21 protein-coding genes, 1 tRNA gene and 1 pseudogene are annotated in these 23,323 nt (G+C 62.4%); 11 read left to right on the top strand and 12 right to left on the bottom strand.

What is annotated here, in order from left to right:
• The first annotated feature begins 4 nt into the window (after nucleotides 1–4).
• The 5 genes and pseudogenes from CBM2586_RS07000 (at nucleotide 5) to CBM2586_RS06980 (ending at nucleotide 4,559) form a co-directional block, all read left to right on the top strand.
• Complete coding sequence (locus CBM2586_RS07000) at nucleotides 5–1,324, top strand: c-type cytochrome (protein WP_240987897.1); 1,320 nt, start codon at nucleotides 5–7, stop codon at nucleotides 1,322–1,324.
• Between the two features lie 26 nt (nucleotides 1,325–1,350).
• Nucleotides 1,351–1,527: a hypothetical protein gene (locus tag CBM2586_RS06995; RefSeq protein ID WP_172587064.1), complete on the top strand. Its 177-nt coding sequence runs from the start codon at nucleotides 1,351–1,353 to the stop codon at nucleotides 1,525–1,527.
• 80 nt (nucleotides 1,528–1,607) lie between these two features.
• Nucleotides 1,608–2,108 (top strand): cytochrome C oxidase subunit II, encoded by a 501-nt coding sequence (locus CBM2586_RS06990; protein WP_172583311.1) that lies wholly within the window; start codon nucleotides 1,608–1,610, stop codon nucleotides 2,106–2,108.
• A pseudogene (locus CBM2586_RS06985) lies at nucleotides 2,095–3,716 on the top strand (cbb3-type cytochrome c oxidase subunit I). Before CBM2586_RS06990 ends, CBM2586_RS06985 begins: the two are co-directional and overlap by 14 nt.
• A 48-nt stretch (nucleotides 3,717–3,764) precedes the next feature.
• Nucleotides 3,765–4,559, top strand: coding sequence for a c-type cytochrome (locus CBM2586_RS06980; RefSeq protein ID WP_115662275.1), 795 nt, complete (start codon nucleotides 3,765–3,767; stop codon nucleotides 4,557–4,559).
• On the opposite strand, the gene CBM2586_RS32530 is transcribed toward CBM2586_RS06980, so the two are convergent.
• Nucleotides 4,526–5,029 (bottom strand): hypothetical protein, encoded by a 504-nt coding sequence (locus CBM2586_RS32530; RefSeq protein ID WP_306418315.1) that lies wholly within the window; start codon nucleotides 5,027–5,029, stop codon nucleotides 4,526–4,528. The genes CBM2586_RS06980 and CBM2586_RS32530 overlap by 34 nt on opposite strands.
• A gap of 359 nt (nucleotides 5,030–5,388) precedes the next feature.
• The gene (locus CBM2586_RS06970) at nucleotides 5,389–6,372 is read right to left on the bottom strand and encodes a LysR family transcriptional regulator (RefSeq protein WP_115687095.1); all 984 of its coding nucleotides are present in this window, start codon (nucleotides 6,370–6,372) and stop codon (nucleotides 5,389–5,391) included.
• 113 nt (nucleotides 6,373–6,485) lie between these two features.
• On the opposite strand from CBM2586_RS06970, the gene CBM2586_RS06965 reads away from it, so the two are divergent.
• The 3 genes from CBM2586_RS06965 to CBM2586_RS06955 are packed head-to-tail and all read left to right on the top strand — an operon-like array spanning nucleotide 6,486 to nucleotide 9,477.
• Nucleotides 6,486–7,460, top strand: a complete 975-nt coding sequence (locus CBM2586_RS06965) for a Bug family tripartite tricarboxylate transporter substrate binding protein (protein ID WP_115687094.1) — start codon at nucleotides 6,486–6,488, stop codon at nucleotides 7,458–7,460.
• A 17-nt stretch (nucleotides 7,461–7,477) separates the two neighbouring features.
• Entirely contained in the window at nucleotides 7,478–8,686 is a 1,209-nt protein-coding gene (locus CBM2586_RS06960; protein ID WP_115687093.1) for a CaiB/BaiF CoA transferase family protein, read from the top strand.
• 23 nt (nucleotides 8,687–8,709) lie between these two features.
• Nucleotides 8,710–9,477 (top strand): enoyl-CoA hydratase/isomerase family protein, encoded by a 768-nt coding sequence (locus tag CBM2586_RS06955; RefSeq protein WP_115663764.1) that lies wholly within the window; start codon nucleotides 8,710–8,712, stop codon nucleotides 9,475–9,477.
• Nucleotides 9,478–9,635: 158 nt separating this feature from the next.
• Here the strand turns inward: CBM2586_RS06955 and CBM2586_RS06950 are convergent, their stop codons facing one another.
• The 6 genes from CBM2586_RS06950 to CBM2586_RS06925 all read right to left on the bottom strand — a co-directional run bounded on the left by CBM2586_RS06950 (nucleotide 9,636) and on the right by CBM2586_RS06925 (nucleotide 14,725).
• On the bottom strand, nucleotides 9,636–9,929 hold the full coding sequence (locus CBM2586_RS06950; protein ID WP_231942490.1) for a hypothetical protein: 294 nt from the start codon (nucleotides 9,927–9,929) through the stop codon (nucleotides 9,636–9,638).
• Between the two features lie 80 nt (nucleotides 9,930–10,009).
• Complete coding sequence (locus tag CBM2586_RS06945; protein WP_115662281.1) at nucleotides 10,010–10,303, bottom strand: hypothetical protein; 294 nt, start codon at nucleotides 10,301–10,303, stop codon at nucleotides 10,010–10,012.
• 35 nt (nucleotides 10,304–10,338) lie between these two features.
• A complete protein-coding gene (locus tag CBM2586_RS06940; RefSeq protein WP_115687092.1) occupies nucleotides 10,339–11,304 on the bottom strand; it encodes a tripartite tricarboxylate transporter substrate-binding protein in 966 nt (321 codons plus the stop codon).
• Nucleotides 11,305–11,368: 64 nt separating this feature from the next.
• Nucleotides 11,369–12,709 (bottom strand): glutathione-disulfide reductase, encoded by a 1,341-nt coding sequence (gorA, locus tag CBM2586_RS06935; RefSeq protein ID WP_115688666.1) that lies wholly within the window; start codon nucleotides 12,707–12,709, stop codon nucleotides 11,369–11,371.
• A gap of 17 nt (nucleotides 12,710–12,726) precedes the next feature.
• Nucleotides 12,727–13,992 carry a CaiB/BaiF CoA transferase family protein gene (locus CBM2586_RS06930; protein WP_115662283.1) on the bottom strand — a complete coding sequence of 422 codons (1,266 nt, stop codon included), beginning with the start codon at nucleotides 13,990–13,992 and terminating at the stop codon, nucleotides 12,727–12,729.
• Nucleotides 13,993–14,023: 31 nt separating this feature from the next.
• Nucleotides 14,024–14,725: a glutathione S-transferase N-terminal domain-containing protein gene (locus CBM2586_RS06925; RefSeq protein WP_115687091.1), complete on the bottom strand. Its 702-nt coding sequence runs from the start codon at nucleotides 14,723–14,725 to the stop codon at nucleotides 14,024–14,026.
• Nucleotides 14,726–14,859: 134 nt separating this feature from the next.
• On the opposite strand from CBM2586_RS06925, the gene CBM2586_RS06920 reads away from it, so the two are divergent.
• Both CBM2586_RS06920 and CBM2586_RS06915 read left to right on the top strand, forming a co-directional pair.
• Entirely contained in the window at nucleotides 14,860–15,810 is a 951-nt protein-coding gene (locus CBM2586_RS06920; RefSeq protein WP_115687090.1) for a LysR substrate-binding domain-containing protein, read from the top strand.
• Between the two features lie 100 nt (nucleotides 15,811–15,910).
• On the top strand, nucleotides 15,911–17,146 hold the full coding sequence (locus CBM2586_RS06915) for a CaiB/BaiF CoA transferase family protein (RefSeq protein WP_115687089.1): 1,236 nt from the start codon (nucleotides 15,911–15,913) through the stop codon (nucleotides 17,144–17,146).
• A gap of 226 nt (nucleotides 17,147–17,372) precedes the next feature.
• Here the strand turns inward: CBM2586_RS06915 and CBM2586_RS06910 are convergent, their stop codons facing one another.
• Nucleotides 17,373–17,972: a 2-hydroxychromene-2-carboxylate isomerase gene (locus CBM2586_RS06910; RefSeq protein ID WP_115687088.1), complete on the bottom strand. Its 600-nt coding sequence runs from the start codon at nucleotides 17,970–17,972 to the stop codon at nucleotides 17,373–17,375.
• 406 nt (nucleotides 17,973–18,378) lie between these two features.
• Between CBM2586_RS06910 and CBM2586_RS06905 the strand changes: the two genes are divergently transcribed.
• Nucleotides 18,379–18,735 carry a VOC family protein gene (locus CBM2586_RS06905; RefSeq protein ID WP_115688664.1) on the top strand — a complete coding sequence of 119 codons (357 nt, stop codon included), beginning with the start codon at nucleotides 18,379–18,381 and terminating at the stop codon, nucleotides 18,733–18,735.
• Between the two features lie 170 nt (nucleotides 18,736–18,905).
• Here CBM2586_RS06905 and CBM2586_RS06900 read toward each other — a convergent pair.
• The 3 genes from CBM2586_RS06900 to clpX all read right to left on the bottom strand — a co-directional run bounded on the left by CBM2586_RS06900 (nucleotide 18,906) and on the right by clpX (nucleotide 23,115).
• Nucleotides 18,906–18,981: transfer RNA gene (locus CBM2586_RS06900), tRNA-Val, on the bottom strand.
• Nucleotides 18,982–19,171: 190 nt separating this feature from the next.
• A complete protein-coding gene (gene lon / locus CBM2586_RS06895) occupies nucleotides 19,172–21,583 on the bottom strand; it encodes an endopeptidase La (protein WP_012352669.1) in 2,412 nt (803 codons plus the stop codon).
• Between the two features lie 254 nt (nucleotides 21,584–21,837).
• Nucleotides 21,838–23,115, bottom strand: coding sequence for an ATP-dependent Clp protease ATP-binding subunit ClpX (gene clpX / locus CBM2586_RS06890; protein WP_012352668.1), 1,278 nt, complete (start codon nucleotides 23,113–23,115; stop codon nucleotides 21,838–21,840).
• Between the last annotated feature and the right edge of the window lie 208 nt (nucleotides 23,116–23,323).

Raw genomic sequence — 23,323 nt, 5'->3', positions numbered from 1 at the left:
CGCCATGAAAGCGCGCGGGTTGCTCATTCTCGTCATCGGCATCGTCGTTGTGGCGGCGTTGGGCGCCCTGGCCGTGCGGCTGATGCATCGCGAACCTGCAAAAGCGCCCCCACCCGTCACCGCGGCAAGCGGCGGGAAGCCGGCCGGCGCGCTGAACCCCGCCAGCCAGATCATCGCCAAGGGCGAGTACCTTGCCCGCGCCGGCGATTGCGTGGCCTGCCATACCGAGCCGAACAATCCCGCCTTCGCCGGCGGACGCGCCATGCCGACGCCCTTCGGCAACCTGTATGTCCCTAACATTACGCCCGACGACGAGACCGGCATCGGCCAATGGAGCGCCGACGACTTCTACCGGATGATGCACACCGGCGTCTCGCGCGACGGCTCCCTGCTCTACCCGGCAATGCCATTCGCCTCGTACACCAAGGTCACGCGCGAGGATTCGGACGCGATCTACGCGTACCTGATGTCGGTGCCACCGGTAAAGCGCAAGAACCATCCACACGAACTGCGCTTCCCGTTCAACAAGCGCGAACTGCTGATCGGGTGGCGCACACTCTACTTCACGGAAGGCGAGTTCAAGCCCGACCCGAACCAGTCGGCCCAATGGAACCGCGGCGCCTATCTCGTGCAGGGGCTCGGCCACTGCGCCATGTGCCATACCGCCATCAATGCGCTGGGCGGCTCCAGCGAGTCGAAGGAATTCGAAGGTGGCATGATTCCGAACCAGAACTGGTATGCGCCGTCACTCACCTCGAACCGCGAGGCAGGGCTGGGCAACTGGCCGATCCAGGATATCGTCGACCTGCTGCAGGTAGGCGTCTCGCACCGTGCCACGGTGTATGGCCCGATGGCGGAGGTCGTCTATAACAGCCTGCAATACATGACCGACGAGGACGTCCAGGCGATGGCCGTCTACCTGAAGGCCCTGCCGCAGCGCGACACCGAGGCGCCGCCCGCTAGCCACGAGCGACTGGTACAGCCGGCCGTGATGGAGGCAGGCCGCCAGATCTACCTGCAGCAATGTGCGATGTGCCACGCCGAAGACGGCAAGGGCCATCCGCCATCCTATCCGCCGCTGGCGGCAAACCAGTCGATCACGATGTCGTCTCCGGTCAATGCCATCCGCATGGTGCTGAACGGCGGCTATGCGCCCGGCACGCAGAAGAACCCACGCCCGCACGGCATGCCGCCCTTCTCGCACATCCTCAATGACGACCAGGCCGCCGCCGTGGTGACTTATATCCGCGTAGCCTGGGGCAATACCGGCACCCCGGTGGCAGCGACGCAGGTCAACGAGTTGCGCAAGCTGCTGCCGGAATAGCCGAGCGCAACTAGACGAGGCCAGATATGCCAGAACCTCTCGATCACAACGAGCCGCGCCCGGCCGATGACGAGGTGCATCGCGTGGTCAGCGCGGGACCGTCCGGCACCTTCGCCGTGGCCGGTGTGGCGACGGCTATCGTCGTTCTCATCTACCTCGTCTTCTTTTTCTTCGTGCACGTGCCGCGGGGGCTGGTCCAGTGACCGCCGCGCCGCAAAGGCCCGCTGCGCCGGATGGCCATCACGCCGAGGCGGTCGCCGTGGCGGCCGAGCGCCGCTGGGCCATGGTGGTCGGGCTCATCATCGCAGTCATCGTCCTGCTCATGATCTTCGCCGGCCTCCACTGGGCGTCAATGCCGCCATCACGGGTGGAAACGGTCAATGTCAGGACACTGCATCTCGAAGGCGAATTCGTCGAAGGCAACCTCGGCACGGCGGTGGACCCGGACGGCAAGGTCACAGTGCGGCTGGTTGCCCAGCAGTATTCATTCGAGCCGCAGTGCATCGTAGTGCCGCAGGGCATGCCGGTGACGTTCCGCGGCACCAGCGCCGACGCGGTGCATGGATTCATCGTCGGCACGACCAACGCCAACACCATGTTGATTCCTGGCTTCGTGGCGACGTTCACCACCACCTTCAACCAGACGGGCGAGCACCTGATGCCCTGTCACGAGTACTGCGGCATCGGCCACGAGGCCATGTGGGCGAAGGTGCAGGTCCTCCCGCGTGAGGATTTCTTGGCCCGTGCGCGCAACACGGAAAGGATGACCTGTGTTCCTCGCTAGAAAGCTCGTTCTCGCCCATTTCTGGGTGGCATTCATCGCCTTTCTGGGCGCCATCCTGCTCGGCGAATGGCAGATGTTCATCCGCAGTCCGCTGGCGCAGTGGGTCAATAATCCCGAGCATTACTACCGCTCCGTCACCGCGCACGGCACCGTGATGGCGTACGTGATGCCCACGCTGGTAGCAATGGGGTTCGGCTACGCAGTCAGCGAGCTCTCGCTCAAGCGGGCGCTGCTGGGCGTGCGCTGGGCGTGGATCGGCTATTGGCTGGTCATCGCCGGCACGGTGCTGGCGGCGGTGACCATGGGGCTGGGCAAGGCGTCGGTCCTCTATACCTTCTACCGCCGATGATCGGCAGCCCGTTCTACTACTTCGGCGTAGTGCTGGTGGTGGTCGGCTCGTGGATATGGGTAGCGCTGATGTCGGCCAACCTGGCCGCCTGGAAGCGCGATAACCCGGGCGCGACCGTGCCGCTTGCCATGTACGGCATCGTGGCAGGCGCCTACCTTTGGGCATGGACCTCGCTGGGCGCGGCTATCGAGGTGCTGGTGCTGATCCTGCCAGCATCGCTCGGACTGACCGACACCATCAACGCCGGACTGGCACGAGTCTTTTTCTCCTGGACACTCCATGCCATCGTCTATTTCTGGCTGATCCCTGCCTACGTCGCCTTCTACAGCATCGTACCGCGCGCCATCGGCGGACGGCTCTACAGCGACACCATGGGCCGCGTGGCGTTTGCGCTCTTCCTGGTCTTCTCGATGCCGATCGGCATCCACCACCTGTTCGCCGACCCGCAAGTCGGTTCAGGCTTCAAGTTCGTCCATGCAGCGATGACGGCAATGGTGTCGGTCCCCACGCTGCTGACGGTCTTCACCATCGTCGCCTCGGTCGAGATCGCCGCCCGGCTGCGCGGCGGCCAGGGCCCGTTCGGCTGGTTGGCTGCGCTTCCGTGGCACAACCCGATGATGCTGGCGGTGACATTCTCGTTCATCATGCTGGGCCTCGGCGGCGCGGGGGGCATCATCAACATGAGCTACCAGCTAAACGAGACAATCCACAACACCCAATGGGTCACCGGCCACTTCCACCTGATCTTTGGCGGCGCGATCGTCATCATGTACATGGCGCTCGCCTACGACCTCTGGCCGCAGCTGACCGGCCGCGGGCCGCTGCCGGCCGGGCTGATGCGCCTGCAGCTGTGGCTATGGTTCCTTGGCATGCTGGTGCTGTCGCTACCGTGGCACTGGGTGGGGCTGCTCGGCATGCCACGCCGCATGGCGTACTACGACTACAGCCACCCCGCGCTGCAGCCGCAGGCGTGGACGGTCATCGCCTCTACGCTCGGCGGGCTGGTGATGGTGCTGTCGGCGCTGCTCTTCGTCATTGTCCTCGTCATGGGCCACCGCCGCCCGGCCGGCACACCCGCGCCCTACGCCTTCAGCGAGACGCTGCATCCGGAGGCCCGTCCTCCGGCAGCGCTGAACGGCTTCGCGCTGTGGGTGGCAATGATGATCGCGCTGACGCTGGTCAACTACGGTTATCCGATCGTCCAGCTGGCTGTGCTTGACAACGCATCGGTGCCGGTGGTGCCGATTGGAAGCCGATGACGGTAGCCGCTGACTCGCCTGCCCACAGGCTCAACAGGAGAACCGTCAATGTCCGCGCATCACAATCCCATCGGCAACAAGAGCGTACTGGCGCTGGTCGTGCTGACGGTGGTGCTGGCGCTGGTCGGCTTTATCTGGTTGCCCTCCGTACAAGGCGATTTCTCCGCGCGCGGCGTGTGGGATGCCATCTGCCGCGCCGCCGGCGCGCCAGCCAGCTGGAATAGCCAGGGCACCTCACGCAACAGCCACATCGCCACCAACGTCGTGCTCGACCGGAGCATGGCCCATGCCGCCCCCGCCGACGTCATCGGCCGCGGCGCCACGCTGGCCCTGAACAATTGCACGATGTGCCACGGTGCGCGCGGCATGAGCGCGTCCAATGCGCCCAACCTTGCCGGACAGTACCCGGAAGTCGTCGTCAAGCAGTTGCAGGACTACAAATCCGGCAAGCGCGGCAGCGCGATTATGGAATCGCTGGCCCGCAACCTGTCCGAACGCGACATCACCGACCTCGCCGCCTACTACGCCTCGCTCCCCAAGGCTCGCACCGCACCGACCACCTACGACGAATCCCTGCCCCCACTCGTCCGCGTGGGCGACCCGCTGCGCAACATTGCCCCGTGCATCTCGTGCCACGGCGGCGTTGACCAGAAGTTCGGCGCACCCTGGCTGGAAGGCATGCCGCATGACTACCTCACCACTGAACTGCGCGCCTTTCGCAATGGGCAGCGGCGCAACGATGCCGAAGGCCAGATGCGCAACATGGCCAGGGCAATGACGGACAAGGAGATTGAAGAGGTGGCGGGTTTTTACGCGCGAAAAGCGGCGACCGAAGGGCAGTAGTCAAAGCAAGAGTGGGTCTCGCCAAAGCGGTCGTAGAAGACGGTATTACGGCGTTCGCGACAAGCAAATCCATACCGGCCATGTTGCTTGCCTTGCGACACATCAAACATTGCTCGCATCAGACGCTGCTCGCAAATCAGGTTTGTCAGTGCTACTCCCTCTCTGAGCATCCAGGCACTCAAGTCTCGAGGCGAACGACTGAAGCTTGAGGCGGCGTACGCCCTGCCACAAGGGGCATTCGGTTCTTCAAAATAGCCCGCGCCAGTTTGAGGGTGAGCGGCATGACCATATCCCCGATATGAATAGGCTTCACGAAACCTATGACCGCTGATCTTCATGATTTGGCTCTCGGCCAGGGTCGCCTTTTCAAAGAGCCGGCTCACCGCCTCGTGCCGCAGGTCGTGGAATTTCAGTCCGACACAGCCGGCCTGCCCGAAGATGTCGTCAAACCGCTTTGAGAGATAGTCCAACGTTTTGGCTCGGGCTTTCGGAGACGCATCCCCATTCCACCACTGGAACACCAGATCCTGCCGGTGGTGAGACAGGCATAAAAAAAGGACCTGGATCGCTCCAAGTCCTTTGATTCTTGCCGGCCGTGCGGTGGTGGATGCTGAGGGGTTCGAACCCCCCGACCTACGCCTTGCAAGGGAATTGAACTTCCTTATAAACCATTGACTTACAAGCGCCACCAACTTTTCGTACCATCAGTGCCGGAGCGAGGCCGAATGTTTTGGCTACCTCCCGTTACCCGATCCACGGGCGCATTTCGATGTGCTGGATACCTGCCCCCTCAAATCCTTTACCCCGGATTCGACCTGAAGCAGGCCCCTCACCGCTGGATACCCATGCCTTCTCCTCCGGCATTGAAGCGGTAAACCGGCCACTCCCCCCCGTCCACTAGCCGTTTGGTAATCGCGAGAACACGTTGCCATACAGTCGTCACAGCCAAGGAGGCGGGTAGTGTTGCCGCCCGGCAAAGGTACACCTGTCGCGTGATTCCCTCTTCGGCGATACGGCCGCACGACACGACCCCGCTTCGCCACTCCTCTTGCACTGATGCGTGCGACAGGATAGTAAAGCCTGCCGCCGCTGCGGCAAGGGCAATGAGCTCCGGGATTGCATTCACTTCGGCGATAACCTGAAGCTCGGTGTCATGGGACGCGCTGAACCGGTCGATGAGACTACGCAAACCATGTAGTCCGGCAGGGAGAATTAACGGATAGCGGCCCAGTTGGGAAAACGGGACGCCGACTGCAGCGCTGATGCCGCCTATCCCATGCGCGGACAGCTCGCCCGGCGGGCCAACAAGCAGCAGCCGCTCTTCAAGCACGCGATCCGCTCTTAACCCTGGCTCGGGCGTAGCGCCGAACGTCATGCCAATGTCCAGATGGCCAGTCAGCAGCCCTTGCGGAATATATCCGGTGCTCTGCTCGATGATCTGGAGATCAATCCCCGGCCATTCCGCGCAGACTTCCTTCACGAGCGGCACTGTTAGCAGCTTTGCCAACGACTGCGGCAGCCCCACTGCGACCCTGCCTTGAGGCTGCTTGATGGCTGTTCTGACGTCCTCGTACGCGACCTCGACTCGCCGCAGGATGTCCGTCGCATGCGACCGCAGCATTTCTCCCGCTGCGGTCGCGACCACGCCGCGCGGGGTCCGTTCGAGCAGGTCCGCGCCGAACTCCTCCTCCAGATTCTTCATCTGCAGGCTCAACGCCGGCTGGGCGATGTGCAAGCGCTCGGCGGCTCGGGAAATGGAGCCAGCTGCACAAACCGCGACGAATCCCCGCAGGGTACGTAGTTCGAGAGCCATGGGGCACGCGTCAATCGTGAGATATACCGAAATCTTATATCGGATATCTATATTCTGTCTTGGATTTATATCTCGCAAATGGGCATGCTTGCGCAGAATCACAGGAGACAAGCATGAATCCGAGACGACGCACCTTGGTGCTTGGAGCGGCTGCGGCCGTCATGGCGGGCCCCATTTTTGCCGCTGAATGGCCGACCAAGCCAGTACGGATCGTTGTGCCATTTGCCGCCGGCGGGCCCACCGACTTTATCGCTCGCTTGCTGGCCACGGCCTTGTCCAAGGAACTGGGCCAAGCGGTGGTCATTGACAATCGCCCTGGCGCCAGCGGCAACATCGGTGCTCAGCATGTGCTCGATAGCGGCAACGATGGCTACACCCTCTTGCATAACACCGTGGCAATGCAAGCGGTGAATCCGTTGATGTACCCGCACGCCCGCTTTCAGCCAGGACGAGATTTCGTGCCCATCGCTACGACGGGCTCCATGCCAAACGTCCTGGTCGTGCACCCCGACAAACTCAAGGCAAAGACGCTAGCCGATCTGGTCCAACTGGGGAAGGCGAAGTCTGGCGCACTGACATATGCCACCTTTGGTGCTGGATCGTCGCCGCACATTTATGGCTCCCTGCTTCAGAAAAAGGCGGACTTCCAAGCGGTTGCGGTGCCCTATAAAGGCAGCTCGCCGGCGCTCACGGACGTGATGGCCGGCCAGGTCGATTTTGTGTTTGACTCCTTTACGACTTGCATCGGCCAGATACAGGGCGGCAAGCTGAAGCCACTTGCCATTACGGCTTCGCAGCGATCCCCCATGCTGCCGGACGTCCCGACGCTCAAAGAGGCCGGATACCCAGGCGCAGACCTGAAGTTCTGGTTCTCCCTACAGGCATCTGCACAGACTCCTAAGGCAGCGGTCGACCGTTTGCGAGCGGCTGCGGCAAAGGCCGTCAATGACCCCGAATACGTTGCGGCGCTACGCAATCGTGGCGCAGAGCCGATGCCAACCCGTCCCGATCAGCTCGTCAGCTTCGTCCGAACGGACGCCGAGCGCTGGACGAACGTTGCGCGTGGACTTGGCATCCAGCCGGAATGAAAAAGGAATCTCAAGCCATGCAACCATTGAAAGGTATTCAGGTCCTGGACCTGAGCAAGGTCCTGGCAGGCCCGCTATGCGGTCAATACCTCGGGGAGTTGGGCGCAGATGTCATTAAGGTGGAGCCACCGGGTTCCGGCGACGACACACGCGGGTGGGTGCCGCAGGATGCGGGTCAGTCGGCGGTGTTCCTTGCTGTCAACCACAACAAGCGCAGCATCGCCGTGGATCTCAAGAGCGAAGCGGGCCAACGTGTTGTTCAACAACTTGCGTCTAACGCGGATATCGTGCTGCAGGGCTTCGGCGGGGGCACCGCGGCGAAACTCGGCGTGGACTACGCAACCCTGAGCGCATTGAATCCCCGCTTGATTTACTGCGAGATATCCGGCTATGGGCGCGACGGCCCCCTCGGGAACGAACCCGGCTATGATGTGATGCTGCAGGCGTTCAGCGGGATGATCAGCACCATGGGCGAGCCCGGCGGAAAATTTGCGCGGGCGAGCTTTTCGCCAGTCGACATCGGCACAGGCATGCACGCCCTCAGCGGCATCCTGGCTGCCCTGCTCGAGCGGCACAGCACAGGCAAGGGAACGTATCTCGAAGTCGCGCTCATGGAGACCGCCCTTGGCTTTATGGGCTACATGGCGCAGAACTACTGGCGTACCGGGAAGGCGCCGCAACGGATGGGTACTGCGCATCCTTCCATGTCGCCCTACCAGGCGTTCGAGGCCGCTGATGGCCCCCTTATGCTGGGTGTTGGCAATGACGCTCAATGGAAGCGCTTCTGCGCGGTCGCCGGCCTCGAAGATTGCGTGGATCATCCGGACTTTGCCACCAATGCCGCGCGCGTACAGAACTTCGCCCGTACGGTAGAACTGGTGCAGTCTCGCCTCTCGACCCAGCCGCTCGCATACTGGCTGGAAGCGCTCCAGAAAATCGGGGTGCCCTACTCGCCGATTCAGACGCTGGATCAAGCGTTGGCACACCCTCAAGTCAAGGCCCGACAATTGATTGTCGAGACCGAGCACCCCGTCCTGGGTACCGTCTCGAACATCGGCTTGCCCGTCCGCTTCGGCCGAGGAGCACGCCGGGCAAGTCGTCCCGCCCCGCTGCTCGGCGAACACACTGACGAAATCCTGCACGAGGCTGGGTTCACACCAGGGCAGATTAAAGGCATGTACCACACCGGCGCCGTGACTTCTGCCGCAACGGCGGCAGCCGCCTAGACCACACCATGATTGAGCAGACTATGTCCTTGGTCACCTACACTGTCCGCGACCACGTCGCCGAAATTCTCCTCGACCACGCTCCGGTCAATGCGCTTACCGTTCCAATGGTCGACGCGCTGATTCAGGCGCTGAATCGCGCTGCCTCTGATGACGCGGCTCGGGCAGTGATCATTGCGAGTTCGTTGCCCAAGCGATTCTGCGCCGGGCTTGATATTGCCGCACTGCAAGGCGCATCGGCGGATACCGTCCACACGCTTCTGGACAAGCTTTACGTCCAGCTGTCAGAAGCACAGTATCGTCTTGGCAAACCTTCCATCGCCGCGGTGAGTGGCGCCGCGCGCGGCGGCGGCATGACCCTCGCTATCTCCTGCGATCTGATTGTGGCCGCCGAGGATGCCAGCTTCGGATACCCGGAAATTGACGTCGGCATGCTCCCGGCTATCCACTTTACCCATTTGCCGCGCATCGTCGGCCGTCACGTCGCATTCGACTTGCTCTTTACCGGGCGCTCCTTTAACGCGAGCGAGGCGCAGGCCTTGCATCTGGTTAATCGTGTGGTCCCCACGGAAACGGTACTCGAGGAGGCGCGGTCACTGGCCGCAAATCTGGCCGCCAAGTCAGCCTCTGCGATGAGCATTGGCAGAGCAGCATTCCATCGGGCCGCCGACAGCGACTACCGTCGTGGTGTTTCCTATGCAGTCGATACGTTCTGCCGCGTCGCGGCCACCGATGATGCGCGCGAAGGCATCACTGCCTTCGTAGAGAAACGTCGCCCGAACTGGGGTTAAAAGCTGGGCTGCAGCATCGACGACACGCCGAGCCGACTCTGTTGCCACGAGCTTTGCCATAGCGGCCTCGCGTGGGGTGGGTTGAACCGGCATCCCCAGTTTCCGTTCAGTGCCAATGCGGTTGCCTGATGGCCGCTGAGGGGCCTCGAGGATGGTGGCTAGAGCGAGAATCTCCGGACCGCCCCTCCCCCTCGCACGCATCGATGCCGCACTGCCCAGATCGCACCCACCAGTGTGCATTGCCCTGCCGTCCGTACGGTTGTCGTGCACCGCTCGAGCACAGCATCGTCGGGGAACAGCGAGAGTTCGGCACCGCAACCTAAAACCACGGCAATTTCCAGCGCTGAGCCTACCGCAATGGCCTGGCTCAACCGCGTCGCGAGGCGACGCTCGATGCCGGATGCCTCTGTCTTCGCGGCGCTGGCCTCATCGAAGCTTAGCTGCTTCAGCATGGCCCGGATCCGGTGAAGCAGCTCGGCCGGCGTGCATGGCATGTCCGCACGACCAAGGCCGGCCATCGCGCTGCCTGCCATCAATCCCACGTCGTCTCGGAAAGGCGCATTTCGACCTCCGCCAGAATCCCGGTGGACGCCTCGAGGACCTCCTGGTCTCTGCCTGGCGGGATCCAGGTCGACTCGACCTCCGCCAATGTTCCCCTGCACTCGCGCCCGCCCTGTACATCGGAAACATGATGCGCAACCGCCGCGGAAATCGCCGTCGCCGCCGACGTTCCTTTGAACATCATCAGCGCGGCCGCCTCCATGGCAATCCGCCGCACGACTTCGCTGCGCGCGCCTGCTTCCGTCTGCCGGGAATCGTTGCCCATGATCGCTCCCAAGTAACCCTGGCCTTCGGCCGCTGTTAGTCGATAAAGGCGTTGGCCTGTTTGATGACCGGTGTCCATCGGGCAATCTCGCTTCTCAATTGCTGCGACAGTGCTTCGGGCGTAGCGCGGTCAACCGCTACCGGGATTGCGCCGAGCTTCAGCATTCCCTCCCGGAAGGCAGCATCACCAACCGCATCCTGCAGAGCCTTGACCAGCTTGGCGACGACTGGCCTGGGCGTGCCCTTGGGCGCGTAGACGCCATGCCAGACTGTCACTTCAAACTGATCCAGGCCCTGCTCGTGCAGGGTCGGCAGCTTGGGCAACGCGGCCAGCCTTTGCGACGTCGTGCTGCCGTACGCCTTGACCCGGCCGGTATTGATCGGCTGGAGCGTGGTCGTCACTTGATCGCATAACAAATCGACCTGCCCGCCCTGGACATCGACCATGGCCGGCGCAGCGCCCTTATACGGGATGCTCGTCATTGCCGCATGGAGCTGGCTCATCAGCATCAGCCCGCACAGGTGTGACGCTGTGCCGATGCCCGCATTGGCGAGATTGATCTTCCGCTGATTGGCCGCGATATAGGCCCGCAGTTCGCTGAACCCGGACGGTGCAAGGTTCGGGCGCGCGACCAATGTCATCGGCACATCGGCAACGAGCCCGATATAGTCAAAGTCCCTGGTCGGGTCGAATCGAAGCCTTTTGGTCAGCGCGGGCAAGGTCGCCATGCCGATGTTATGAATCAATAGCGTATAGCCATTGGGCTCGGCCCGCACAACGAACTCCGAACCGACAATGCCGCCCGTGCTGGCACGATTCTCCACGACCACCGATTGCCCCAGTGACCGTCCCATCGCGGCGCTCAGGTGACGGGCCACAACGTCTGTCGGGCCACCGGGCGAAAACGGCACCACCAGGGTCAGTGGCCGGGAAGGGAAGGATTCCGCGAACGAAGCACTGCATGCCAGCCATCCTATTGCGAATGCTGTAATCAATCTCATAGCCTGTCTCCTTGCGTCCTGCTCTTTGTGTGATGACTACGCTTGCTGCTCCGCCCCGCCACCTTCAGTCATGGTTGCTCATGGTGACGAACTCTTCCGCGACGCTGGGATGCAATGCGACGGTCCGGTCGAACTCGCGTTTCGTGATGCCCCGCTGCAGCGAGATCGCGCCCATCTGAACGATCTCGGCAGCATCACGCCCCAGCATGTGCAGGCCAACGACCCGGTCACTGTGTTTGTCGACGACCAGCTTCATCATGACGCGCTCAAGGCTCCCTGCCAGCGAAGCTCGCATGGGACGGAAGCTGGTGCGGTAGACCGTGATATCGGCAAGCGTCGCGCGTGCCTGCTGCTCGGTCAGTCCCACGCTGGCAAGCTCCGGCGTGGAGAACACTGCCGTCGGTGTCAACCCGAAGTCGGGCAAACAAAGCCGCGGTGTCCCAAAGAGCGACTCGGCCAGCCACTGTCCTTGCCGGATCGCCACCGGCGTCAGGTTCAACTGCCCGATCGCATCCCCGATGGCATAAACGCCCGCCACCGAGGTCGCATATCGATCATCCACCACGATGGCCCCGCCCTGGTTCAGCGCAAGGACTCCCGCTGCGGCCATCGTGTTTGGCAGGCGGCCGGTCGCGTTCAGGACGAGATCACAATCGAAACGGTTCCCGGTGTGGTCCGTCACGCAATAGCCGGCGGGCGAGGCCTCGATGGAACGGACCGCGGTATTGAATCGGATCCGGATGCCCTGCTCGAGGTACGCGCCGGCAACGCCTTGCTGCACATCCGCATCGAACCCTCGCAGCACCGCGGCGCCGCGGTGCAGTAGCGTGACATCGGCGCCCAGCCCCTTGAAAATTCCTGCGAATTCGAGCGCGATATAGCCACCGCCCACGATCACGATACGAGGGGGCAGAGCCGGCAGCCCGAAGACATCGTCCGAGGTGATGCAATGCTCCGCCCCGGGAATGCCAAGCGGCGAAGGTAACGCGCCCGTGGCGACGATGATGTTTTCAGCCCGCACCGATCTGCCCGATGCGAGCCGCACACGGCCACTGCCCTCCACCGACGCGGTCTCGTCTAGGATCGTCACGTGGGCGTTTTCCAGTCCCTTGCGATACAGCTGCTCGAGCCGGCAGACTTCTTCGGCGATGCCATCACGAAGCACACGCCAGTTGTGGCCTCTGGCCTCAAAGCTCCAGCCAAAGCCGATTGCGTCGGTTGCCTCGGAGCGGTATCGGCTCGCCGTGACCAGGAGCTTCTTCGGCACACAGCCGCGAATCACGCAGGTGCCGCCTACGCGCGACTGTTCCGCGATCGCAACCCGCGCGCCGAGCGCTGCAGCGGTACGTGCCGCCCTTACGCCGCCAGAGCCCGCACCAATGACGAGCAGATCGAAAGCGTCCATGCTGTTATCCACGGCGCTCATCGCGAGACCTCAGCTTCTGCTGTCGGCACCGCGTTCGGCTCGAGCAGCCGGTCTCGCACCAGCACGCCCTCGGCATACAAGGCGTCGATCTCCGCATCCTCAAGCCCGGCGAACGCCTTCAGGACTTGCTCGTTGTGTTCGCCCAGCAGGTCAGCCTTCAAGGAAGACGGATACTCCCAGGCGGAGAATCTCGCCGCCGGACCCGGGATCTGGAATTCGCCTAGGTAAGGGTCACGCACCGCGCGTACGACCCCGCGCTCACGCAGATGGGGATGGTTCATGGCCTCGCGCAGCGTGAGCACCGGCGCGCAAGGAATCCGCTGCCGCTCCAGTGCTTCGATGGCAGCGTCCCTGGACGCGAAGGTAGCAAGCCAAGACTCCACAATCTCTTTGAGCTGGTCGTTGTTGTCGCGGCGCAGCGCAGCGGTGGCAAAGCGCGGATCGGTCAGGAGGTCGTCGCGTCCCAGGGCCAACGCAACCTGCTCCCATTGGTGCGGAAGGGTCGCCAGCGTCAGGTAAGTACCGTCCCCGCAACGGAAGATGCCGGTCGGCCCACCGTCGGGATGCTGCGATCCGGTGCGCGTTGGTTCATAGCCCTGGCGCAGGCTGACGCGCGGAACGGCTACCTCATGCATGTTGAAATAGGTATCCAGCAGCGACGTCTCGAGGTACTGCCCCTCACCGGTTCGCTCCCGATGCAGCAACGCGAAGCCGATTGCCATGGCGGCGGCGACCCCGGTGGATGCGTCCCCGATCGCCATGGTGATCAGGGCGGGACTGCCTTCGGCATCGCCGATCAGGTCCGTGATGCCGGCGTATGCCTGCGCAACGTAGTCGTATCCCGGCTTGCTCGCCAGGACGCCCTTCTGCCCCGCAAGAGAAATCGAGCACATGACCAGGCGCGGATTGATGGTCTTCAGCACGTCGTAGCCAAGCCCGAAACGATCCATCACGCCTGGCGAGAAGTTTTCCACCAGCACGTCGAACTGCGGGATCATTTTGAGCACAAGCTCGCGCGCCTTGTTGTCCTTGAGATTCAGCGCCAGGCTTTTCTTCGAGTGGTTGTGCTGGACAAAGTAGGTGCTTTGGGAACAACGCTTATGCTCCGGCTTCCGGCTGCGCAGGCCGCCGACGCGGGTGCGGTCGCCAAACGGGGCGAGCTCGAGCTTGACGACCTCCGCGCCCATCTCGGCAAGAATGCGGGTGCAGGTCGGCCCTGCAACGATCTGGGTGATATCCAGCACGCGGAAGCCGGTAAGCATTGGAGTCCTGGTTTGCGACACGGTGTTTCTCCTAACGCGTGGTGAACTGGTTCTTGCCAAACAGGTTGTCCCAGCGCTCGCCGCTCGGCTTGGCACCGGTCTTGTCGACCTTCTCGGCGAGCACGGCAATACCGCGCTGAACCGCGGGACGTTCGCGTACCGCCGAGTACCAGCGCTCGAGATTGGGAAAGTCCGCAAGGTCCTGGCCTTGCCATTTGTGGGCACGCAGCCACGGATAGGTGGCCATGTCCGCGATCGAGTAATCGCCCGCCAGGTATTCGGAATCAGCGAGCCGGCGATCGATCACCGTGTAGAGCCGACGTGCCTCGCCGGTATAACGGTCAATCGCGTAGTCGATCTTCTCCGGCGCGTACTTGCGGAAATGATGGGCCTGCCCAAGCATCGGTCCCACGCCACCCATCTGGAACATCAGCCACTGCAGCACCTCATAGCGCCTGCGCGTGTCTTGCGGCATGAACTGGTAGCCGCTTTTCTCCCCCAGGTACATCATGATGGCGCCCGACTCGAACATCGCAATCGGCTGTCCGTCCGGGCCTTCATGATCGACAATGGCAGGTATCTTGTTGTTCGGGCTGATCGCCAGGAATTCCGGCGCGAACTGCTGCCCCTTGCCGATGTGCACCGGTATGACGTTGTAGGGCATCCGCAGCTCTTCAAGGAGAATGGAAACCTTGTAGCCGTTCGGCGTGCTCCAGAAGTAGAGGTCGATCATCTCGGTGAGGTGGCTCGTTACTGATGGAGCCATCTTAGAAATGCCACCATCGTTGCGCCAATACTGTGTCCCGCTTGGGGCATGTCGAAAACTTATGGCTGGCACCGTCCGGCTGGCGCGCCATACAATGAGCCATGGAATTCCGACAACTTAAGTACTTCGTACGCATCGTCGAGTTGGGAAGCGTGTCCCGTGCGGCCGCCGACCTGTACACCGCACAGCCAGCGCTCAGCCAGCAAATCGCCAAGCTCGAAGACGAGCTCAAGGTGAAGTTGCTGGCCAGGAGCGCCCGCGGCGTGGTTGCGACGGACGCGGGAGAAGTCTTCTATCGCCACGCACGCGCCATGTTGCGCCAGGCGGAGTTGATGAAGAACGATGTCCAGCATGCCGGCGAGCATCCGCAGGGAACCGTATCGGTCGGGCTTCCGACCAGCGCAGCGACGATACTCGCGCCCAGACTGCTGGCCGCGGCAGCCACGCAGTACCCCGATATCCAGCTCCGGATCACGCAAAGCCTCAGCGGACACCTTCAGGAGCTGGTGGTAAACGGGCGGATCGAGATGAGCCTGTTGTTTGAGCGCGTGGATGGAGCCGGTGCGGTACGCGAGACAAGGCTCGGGGCACATCTTGAGGTCAGCCCCCTGCTGACCGAGAACCTGTTTCTGCTTTCGTCCCAAGCAGCGGAAGGCGCGGCGCCGGAAGAGATCTCCGTCGAGGCAGCGGCACGACGGCCCCTGATCCTTCCCGGGAAATCCAACATCACGCGACAGATTATCGACGAGGCATTCGAAGCTGCGGGCCAACGGCCGGTCGTGTTGGCGGAACTCGATTCTCTCGCGACGATTCGCGCGGTCGTCGCAAGCGGCGTCGGCTCGACGATCTTGTCGCCTTCGATCCCCGGGGGCACCGAGGGCCTCACCGTGCAACGGATCGCCGGTGCTGCGCTGCAACGACGCCTTTCGCTTTGCACCTTCGACATCATGCCGCTGAGTACCGCCGCGCGCCGGATCATGGAACTGATTCGCGAGACCGCTGCGGCGCTGGTTGCCGAAGGCGCATGGCCCGGCGCGTCGAGAATCGATTAGCCATACGGAATCGCAATACCGTCACCGCAAAGTCCTATTGGCCGGTTGCACTGTTGCGTGTCTAGACTTTCGAAGCGTCTAAACAGGCAAACGGCAACCCATGACCAAACGGATTCTCGACGGCGTCAAGATACTTGACCTTACCCGGTTCTTCTCCGGCCCTCAATGCACGCTGTTTCTCGCCGGGCTCGGTGCGGAAGTCATCAAGATCGACGATCCGGACGGCGGGGATCCGACCGCATTTTCACCACCGTTTGCCGGCCCGCATGGCGTCTCCTTCGAAAGACGTACCCAGGAGGACATGGGCATCGCCTACCTGAAGCGGGCGCGCTCGAAGAAGTCCGCCACGCTGAACCTGAAGAGCGCGGACGGCAAGGAGCTCTTCTTGCGTATGTCCAGGCAAGCTGATGTCGTGGTGGAGAATTTCAGCGCGGGCGTCGCCGCTCGGCTTGGCATTGGCTATGACATGCTGCGCGAAGTGAATCCATCCCTGGTCTACTGCTCGCTGACTGGATACGGTTCCACAGGCCCTGCAAAAAACCTCAAGGCCTATGATCTGATGGTACAAGCGGCCGCCGGCTTGATGAGCATCACGGGTCAACCAGGCGCCGGGCCCACGAAGGCGGGCTCGCCGCTTTCGGATGCGATTGCCGGCCTGTTCGCCGCGTTCGGGATCGTCGCGGCATTGAACTACCGCCAGCGCACCGGCCATGGACAGTCGGTGGATGTTTCCATGACGGACTGCCTGCTGTCCTTGATCCTCGACGAGCCGCTGGATTGCTATCGCGAACTGGGCCTCTCCTTCCAGCAAGGCAACCGCATCATGCGATTCTCCCCCTTCAACGCGTACCAGAGCGCGGATGGCTGGGTGACCATCGGGGCCGCCAGCAACGATGACTGGAGCACCCTGCTGGACCTCATGGGCCGGTCCGACCTCAAGGATGATCCCGACATCATGTCCGTCTCATGGCGCTTGTCGAACAATGCGACAGTTGACGAGATCGTTTCGAAGTGGACATCGGCGCTGCCTACTGCGGAGATCGAGCAGCAGATGCGGTCCGCCAGGATTCCGTGCAGTCCGGTACGGACGATCGATGACGTACTCGCCTGGGATCAGATCGTTGCGCGGAACATGGCCGTATCGCTGTGGAACCCGCTCGCAAAGGCAACGATGCATGTCAAAGCGGCGTCATTCCCCTTGCAATTTGGCGATGCAGACGTCGGCTATGACACGCCGGCGCCCATACCGGGGGCACACACGGAAGAGATCCTGCGGGAAATGGCCGGCGTAGATGCCGCCGAGTTCCAGCGGCTGCGAGAACGCAACATCATTTGAGCAGGACCAGGGCTGCGCCGCCGGTTGCCGCCCTTCTTCGCTCCGTCTGGGACGAGGCACGACAATGCGTGCTGACCGTGCTTGTCGGTGGCTACCGGCACGATGGCTTTGCAGCCAGGAAGCAATGGGGTGAGTTGCCGAGGATCAGTGGCGGGACAGGATTCTGGTGAGAACGGCCTCCCCAGCGGTCGGAGCCAGACCGCTGCGCAGGCCGTCGTGCGATCTCCTACGCGGTGCGCGCAAGTTCCTCTTCCATGAAGTCGAGGCGATCCTTCCCCCAGAACATTTCGTCTCCCACATACATCATCGGCACCCCAAAAACCCCACGCTCGACCGCTGCGTCCGTGCTTCGCGCCAGCTCGGCGCCAATCTCGTCGCTCGCGGCAAGCTCTTCGAACCAGGCGAAGTCAACGCCTAGCGCCTCGACGATCGGTCGCAGGCCGGCAAACTCGACGATGCTGGCATCGCCGCGCTCCCAGTATGCTTCCATCACCCGCTCGACAAACGCCAGCTCGAGGCCTTTGCGTCGCATCGCAAGCGAGCCACGAAGCGCCCGGCTGGACTTGATCGGGAACTGCCGGGGGATCTGAAACGGAAGGTTGTACTTTTCGGCCCAGCGCATCAGATCCCGTTTGCGGTACCGGAGTTTCGACTTCGGTTCCTTCATCAGCTCATATTCGTTGTTCCGGAAGACATAGCCCAGATTGTAGGGATGCAGAACAAGTTCTGCGTCATGGCGCTCAATGATCGGCTTGATCAGCTTGATGGCGAAGTAGGTATTAGTGCTGCCGACATCCCAGTACAGGTCAACTCGCTTCTTGTCCATTTCTACTCCAGTTGGATGAAACTGTGTTGAGTCTATGGAGACGACAGTGGTCTGGCTAATAGGGAATGGCGATTCGGGTATATCGGAAAACGATCCACCTGTGCCAACCCGATCGGAATAGCATGCGCGGGTTCGAAAGCAATCTGGGCACAGCGAGGTACAGTCATGGACGGGGCGTCCCAGCAGACGAAAACCATCGCAGCAAAACGCTGGTTGACCTCCTGCGGGCGCTCATACTGCGCGCCCTTGGCGCATTCACGGGGCCTATACTGAACTCAGCCGCCCCCCCAGCGACCGGCGAGGGCATTGGCGCATCCGCACGCGGCGCCAGTTCGGGCGGCGGTGGATTCCGGTGAAAATCCGGATCTAGCCTGATCTGGTCCGGTTAAACACGCCCCCAATGCCGATGATTTCCTCGATCAATGCCGTGACACTTGCCACCCACGACATGTCACGAGCCGTTGCCTTCTACCAGACGCTCGGATTTCAGATCCGCTATGGAGGTTCTGATGCGGAATTCACCAGCTTCCACGTAGGCACGGGCTATCTCAACCTGATTGCGCAGCCATCCAGCCGGCAATGGTCGTGGTGGGGACGCATCATTTTCCATGTCGACAATGTCGACGCCATCCACCAACGGGCGCTCGCACACGGGCTGCGTCCCGAGGACGCCCCGCGCGATGCCGAGTGGGGCGAGCGGTATTTCCATATCAGCGATCCCGACGGCCATGAGCTGAGTTTTGCGAAACTGCTGGTGGGGTGAGCAAACCCCTTCGCTGGCCCCCGCGAAACTCGGTCGGCGCAGCCGGTCATCGCATTGATGGCGATAGTGTCGGCCACAGAGACTGCCTTAGGCTCCGCTGTCGGGTGGTAAAACGGGCATAAAAAAAGGACCTGGATCACTCCAAGTCCTTGATTTCATCGATCGAACGTTGGTGGGTGCTGAGGGGTTCGAACCCCCGACCTACGCCTTGTAAGGGCGCCGCTCTACCAACTGAGCTAAGCACCCGCTCGACCATCGCAGGCTGTCTGCCTGCAACTTGCTGAACGCTTCGCACCTCGCGGCAGCTGCCGTGGTTTGCGTTGCGAGGGCGCAAGTGTAATACAGGTGATTTCGGTTTGCCAAGGCCTGCGCGGACAAAAAAACGCCGCCGGGCATCGCTGCCCTGCGGCGTCTTGTTGGAGCGGCTGGGCCGGCCTCAGTGATGCAGGCGTTCGACCTTGGCCGTGGCTTTATCGGCCACCTCGGCGGGCTTGGCGTCTTCCTCCGGCAGGGCCTCGGGCTTGCGCTCGAGCGCAAGTTCCAGCACCTTGTCGATCCAGCGCACCGGCACGATCTCGATGGCGTTCTTGACGTTGTCCGGGATCTCGGCCAGGTCCTTGACGTTTTCCTCGGGGATCAGCACCAGCTTGATGCCGCCGCGGTGGGCTGCCAGCAGCTTCTCCTTGAGGCCGCCGATGGGCAGCACCTCGCCGCGCAGCGTGATCTCGCCGGTCATGGCGACATCCGCGCGCACCGGGATGCCGGTCAGCACCGATACCAGCGCCGTGGTCATGGCGCCACCCGCAGACGGGCCGTCCTTGGGCGTGGCGCCTTCAGGCACGTGGATGTGGATGTCGCGCTTCTCGAACATCTCATCCGTGATGCCCAGGCGGCGTGCCCGCGAACGCACCACCGAACGCGCGGCCTCGACCGATTCCTTCATCACATCGCCCAGCGAACCGGTGCGGGTGATGTTGCCCTTGCCCGGCATGATCGCGGCCTCGATGGTCAGCAAATCGCCGCCCACCTCGGTCCACGCCAGGCCGGTCACCTGGCCCACCTGGTTTTCCTTGCCGGCCAGGCCGAAGTCGTACTTGCGCACGCCCAGGAATTTGTCCAGGTTCTCCGAATCGACCTTGATCGTGCCCGACTCCTTCTTCAGCAGCAGCAGCTTGACCACCTTGCGGGCGATCTTGGAGACCTCGCGTTCCAGCGATCGCACGCCCGCTTCCCGCGTGTAGTAGCGGATGATGTCGCGGATCGCGCTTTCGGTGACCTCGATCTCGCCTGCCTTCAGACCATTGTTCTTGATCTGCTTGGGCAGCAGGTAACGCTGGGCGATGTTGACCTTCTCGTCCTCGGTGTAACCCGACAGGCGGATCACTTCCATGCGGTCGAGCAGCGGCGGCGGGATGTTGAGCGAGTTGGACGTCGCCACGAACATCACGTCGGACAGGTCGAAGTCGACCTCGATGTAGTGGTCCTGGAACGTGTGGTTCTGTTCCGGGTCCAGCACCTCGAGCAGCGCCGACGACGGATCGCCGCGGAAGTCCATGCCCATCTTGTCGATTTCATCGAGCAGGAAGAGCGGATTGCGCACGCCGACCTTGGACAGGCTCTGCAGGATCTTGCCCGGCATCGAGCCGATGTAGGTACGGCGGTGGCCGCGGATCTCGGCCTCGTCACGTACGCCACCCAGTGCCATGCGCACGAACTTGCGGTTCGTCGCGCGCGCCACCGACTGGCCGAGCGAGGTCTTGCCCACGCCGGGAGGCCCGACCAGGCACAGGATCGGCGCCTTCACCTTGTCCACGCGCTGTTGCACCGCGAGGTACTCGAGAATGCGTTCCTTGACCTTCTCCAGGCCGTAGTGGTCTTCATCCAGCACGCGCTCGGCGTTGGCCAGGTCATTGTTGACCTTGCTCTTCTTGCGCCACGGCAGGTTCACCAGCGTGTCGATGTAGTTGCGCACGACGGTGGCCTCGGCCGACATCGGCGACATCAGCTTGAGCTTCTTGAATTCGGCGTCGGCCTTCTTCTTGGCTTCCTTCGGCATGCGCGCAGCCTTGATGCGCTTGTCGAGTTCTTCCAGGTCGGCGCCTTCTTCGCCCTCGCCCAGTTCCTTCTGGATGGCCTTGACCTGCTCGTTCAGGTAGTACTCGCGCTGGCTCTTCTCCATCTGGCGCTTGACGCGGCCACGGATGCGCTTTTCGACCTGCAGGATGTCGATCTCGCCCTCGAGCTGCGACAGCAGGCTTTCCAGGCGCTCGGTCACATTGACCATCTCCAGGATCTTCTGCTTCTGCTCGAGCTTGATCGGCAGGTGCGCGGCGATGGTATCGGCCAGGCGCCCGGCCTCGTCGATGCCCGACAGCGAGGTCAGGATCTCGGGCGGGATCTTCTTGTTGAGCTTCACGTACTGGTCGAACTGCGACACGATCGCGCGGCGCAGGGCCTCGGTCTCGGCGCTTTCGCCAGGTGCGGGCGGCACGGGCACGGCTTCGCACATAAAGTGCGAATCGTCCTCGCTCACCTCGCGGATGTTTGCGCGCTGGGTACCCTCGACCAGCACCTTCACGGTACCGTCGGGCAGCTTCAGCATTTGCAGGATATTGGCGATGCAGCCGACCTCGTACAGGTCGTCGGCGGTCGGCTCGTCCTTGGCCGCCGTCTTCTGGGCCACGAGCATGATGCTCTTGCCCGCCTCCATCGCAGTCTCAAGCGCCTTGATGGACTTTGGGCGTCCCACGAACAGCGGGATCACCATGTGCGGAAACACCACCACGTCGCGCAGCGGCAACAGTGGCAGGCGAATCGGCTCGGCCGGGAGGAGTTGTGTTCCGGACATCATTTTCCCCAAGTCAGTCATTTAAGGCGTAAATTGGGCCGCCCGAATCGATTACAAGATACGTGCCAATCGATTCATCAAGGCAGGCAGATGCCGCTACCTGCACTTGGTGGCCCCTCTGAAACAGCATACCCGCGTTTCCTCCCTCTCGTCGGTAGAAATAAACAAAAAAAGCCGCTCGCTTCTACGCGAACGGCCTGTTCCGCCTGCTGCCGGTATGGTGCCGACCACTTGCCACGCTGGCAGGCCTCGCGTCAGTTAGACCCTGCCACCTTGGGCTGCTGCTCTTCGTACATCAGCAGCGGCGGGGCATCGCCGTTGATCGTGTTCTCGTCGATCACGACCTTTTGCACGCCCTTGTAATTAGGCAAGTCATACATGACGTCCATCAGCGACTGCTCCAGGATCGAGCGCAGCCCGCGCGCACCGGTCTTGCGGCGGATCGCCTTGCGGGCGATGGCGCTGAGCGCACCCGGACGGATTTCGAGTTCGACGCCCTCCATCGCCAGCAGCTTCTGGTATTGCTTGACCAGCGCATTCTTGGGCTCGACCAGGATCTGCATCAGCGCCGCCTCGTCCAGCTTGGCCAGCGTCGCCACCACCGGCAGGCGGCCGATCAGTTCGGGGATCAGGCCGAACTTGATCAGGTCTTCCGGCTCGGTCTGCGGCAACACTTCGCTGACGTCGCGCTCTTCCTTGCTCTTGACCTGCGCGGCAAAGCCGATGCCGGTCTTGTCCGAACGCTGCATGATGACCTTCTCGAGGCCATCGAAGGCGCCGCCGCAGATGAACAGGATGTTGGTGGTGTCCACCTGCAGGAAGTCCTGGTTCGGGTGCTTGCGGCCACCTTGGGGCGGCACCGATGCCATGGTGCCCTCGATCAGCTTGAGCAGGGCCTGCTGCACGCCTTCGCCGGACACGTCGCGCGTAATCGACGGGTTGTCGGACTTGCGCGAGATCTTGTCGATCTCGTCGATGTAGACAATGCCGCGCTGCGCCTTCTCGACTTCGTAATTGCAGTTCTGCAGCAGCTTCTGGATGATGTTCTCGACGTCCTCGCCCACGTAGCCGGCTTCGGTCAGCGTGGTCGCGTCCGCGATCACGAACGGCACGTTGAGCAGGCGCGCCAGCGTCTGCGCGAGCAGCGTCTTGCCCGAGCCGGTGGGCCCGATCAGCAGGATGTTGCTCTTGGACAGCTCGACGTCATCCTTCTTGCCGAGGTGCTTGAGGCGCTTGTAATGGTTGTAGACCGCCACGGCCAGGATCTTCTTGGCCTGTTCCTGGCCGATCACGTACTGGTCCAGGCTTTCGCGGATCTCGTGGGGCGTGGGCAGGTCGGAGCGCGCGGCCGCGGCGGCGTCTTTCTCGGATGCCGTGGCCTCGTCGCGAATGATCTCGTTGCACAGGTCGATGCATTCGTCGCAAATGAACACCGACGGGCCGGCAATCAGCTTCTTGACCTCATGCTGGCTCTTGCCGCAGAAGGAGCAGTACAGAAGCTTTTCGCTGGATGAACCTTTTTTGTCCGCCATAGGAATCAGTCACTTTTGCAGTGCGCACACCGCGGGGCGACAGGCTCCTCGGCGATACGCTTCAAACGCATCATACGCCAAAACAATTGGCATCACCGGCGCTTCCCCCCGGCTGTGGGGCCAAGGCCCCGTGGCCCGGGTTCCGATGCAAAAAACGAGGCACGGGGCCTCGTTCCGGTGTAGCCTTCGCCAGTTGGGCCCGGCCAGC

Origin of the sequence: Cupriavidus taiwanensis, from assembly GCF_900250115.1 — a bacterium.
GTDB classification, from domain to species: domain Bacteria; phylum Pseudomonadota; class Gammaproteobacteria; order Burkholderiales; family Burkholderiaceae; genus Cupriavidus; species Cupriavidus taiwanensis_B.
This window is presented reverse-complemented; position numbering and strand designations above follow the sequence as displayed.

Excerpts from the sequence above, each read along its gene's own strand:
- CBM2586_RS06980 (WP_115662275.1), top strand. The coding sequence starts at position 3,765 with ATGTCCGCGCATCACAATCCCATCGGCAACAAGAGCGTACTGGCGCTG.
- CBM2586_RS06955 (WP_115663764.1), top strand. The coding sequence starts at position 8,710 with ATGTCCTTGGTCACCTACACTGTCCGCGACCACGTCGCCGAAATTCTC.
- gorA (WP_115688666.1), bottom strand. The coding sequence starts at position 12,709 with ATGGACGCTTTCGATCTGCTCGTCATTGGTGCGGGCTCTGGCGGCGTA.
- CBM2586_RS06950 (WP_231942490.1), bottom strand. The coding sequence starts at position 9,929 with ATGCTGAAGCAGCTAAGCTTCGATGAGGCCAGCGCCGCGAAGACAGAG.
- CBM2586_RS06910 (WP_115687088.1), bottom strand. The coding sequence starts at position 17,972 with ATGGACAAGAAGCGAGTTGACCTGTACTGGGATGTCGGCAGCACTAAT.
- CBM2586_RS06940 (WP_115687092.1), bottom strand. The coding sequence starts at position 11,304 with ATGAGATTGATTACAGCATTCGCAATAGGATGGCTGGCATGCAGTGCT.
- CBM2586_RS06965 (WP_115687094.1), top strand. The coding sequence starts at position 6,486 with ATGAATCCGAGACGACGCACCTTGGTGCTTGGAGCGGCTGCGGCCGTC.
- CBM2586_RS06925 (WP_115687091.1), bottom strand. The coding sequence starts at position 14,725 with ATGATCGACCTCTACTTCTGGAGCACGCCGAACGGCTACAAGGTTTCC.
- CBM2586_RS06915 (WP_115687089.1), top strand. The coding sequence starts at position 15,911 with ATGACCAAACGGATTCTCGACGGCGTCAAGATACTTGACCTTACCCGG.
- CBM2586_RS06945 (WP_115662281.1), bottom strand. The coding sequence starts at position 10,303 with ATGGGCAACGATTCCCGGCAGACGGAAGCAGGCGCGCGCAGCGAAGTC.
- CBM2586_RS06905 (WP_115688664.1), top strand. The coding sequence starts at position 18,379 with ATGATTTCCTCGATCAATGCCGTGACACTTGCCACCCACGACATGTCA.
- CBM2586_RS06960 (WP_115687093.1), top strand. The coding sequence starts at position 7,478 with ATGCAACCATTGAAAGGTATTCAGGTCCTGGACCTGAGCAAGGTCCTG.
- clpX (WP_012352668.1), bottom strand. The coding sequence starts at position 23,115 with ATGGCGGACAAAAAAGGTTCATCCAGCGAAAAGCTTCTGTACTGCTCC.
- CBM2586_RS06990 (WP_172583311.1), top strand. The coding sequence starts at position 1,608 with ATGGTGGTCGGGCTCATCATCGCAGTCATCGTCCTGCTCATGATCTTC.
- CBM2586_RS06995 (WP_172587064.1), top strand. The coding sequence starts at position 1,351 with ATGCCAGAACCTCTCGATCACAACGAGCCGCGCCCGGCCGATGACGAG.
- lon (WP_012352669.1), bottom strand. The coding sequence starts at position 21,583 with ATGTCCGGAACACAACTCCTCCCGGCCGAGCCGATTCGCCTGCCACTG.
- CBM2586_RS06920 (WP_115687090.1), top strand. The coding sequence starts at position 14,860 with ATGGAATTCCGACAACTTAAGTACTTCGTACGCATCGTCGAGTTGGGA.
- CBM2586_RS07000 (WP_240987897.1), top strand. The coding sequence starts at position 5 with ATGAAAGCGCGCGGGTTGCTCATTCTCGTCATCGGCATCGTCGTTGTG.
- CBM2586_RS06930 (WP_115662283.1), bottom strand. The coding sequence starts at position 13,992 with ATGCTTACCGGCTTCCGCGTGCTGGATATCACCCAGATCGTTGCAGGG.
- CBM2586_RS06970 (WP_115687095.1), bottom strand. The coding sequence starts at position 6,372 with ATGGCTCTCGAACTACGTACCCTGCGGGGATTCGTCGCGGTTTGTGCA.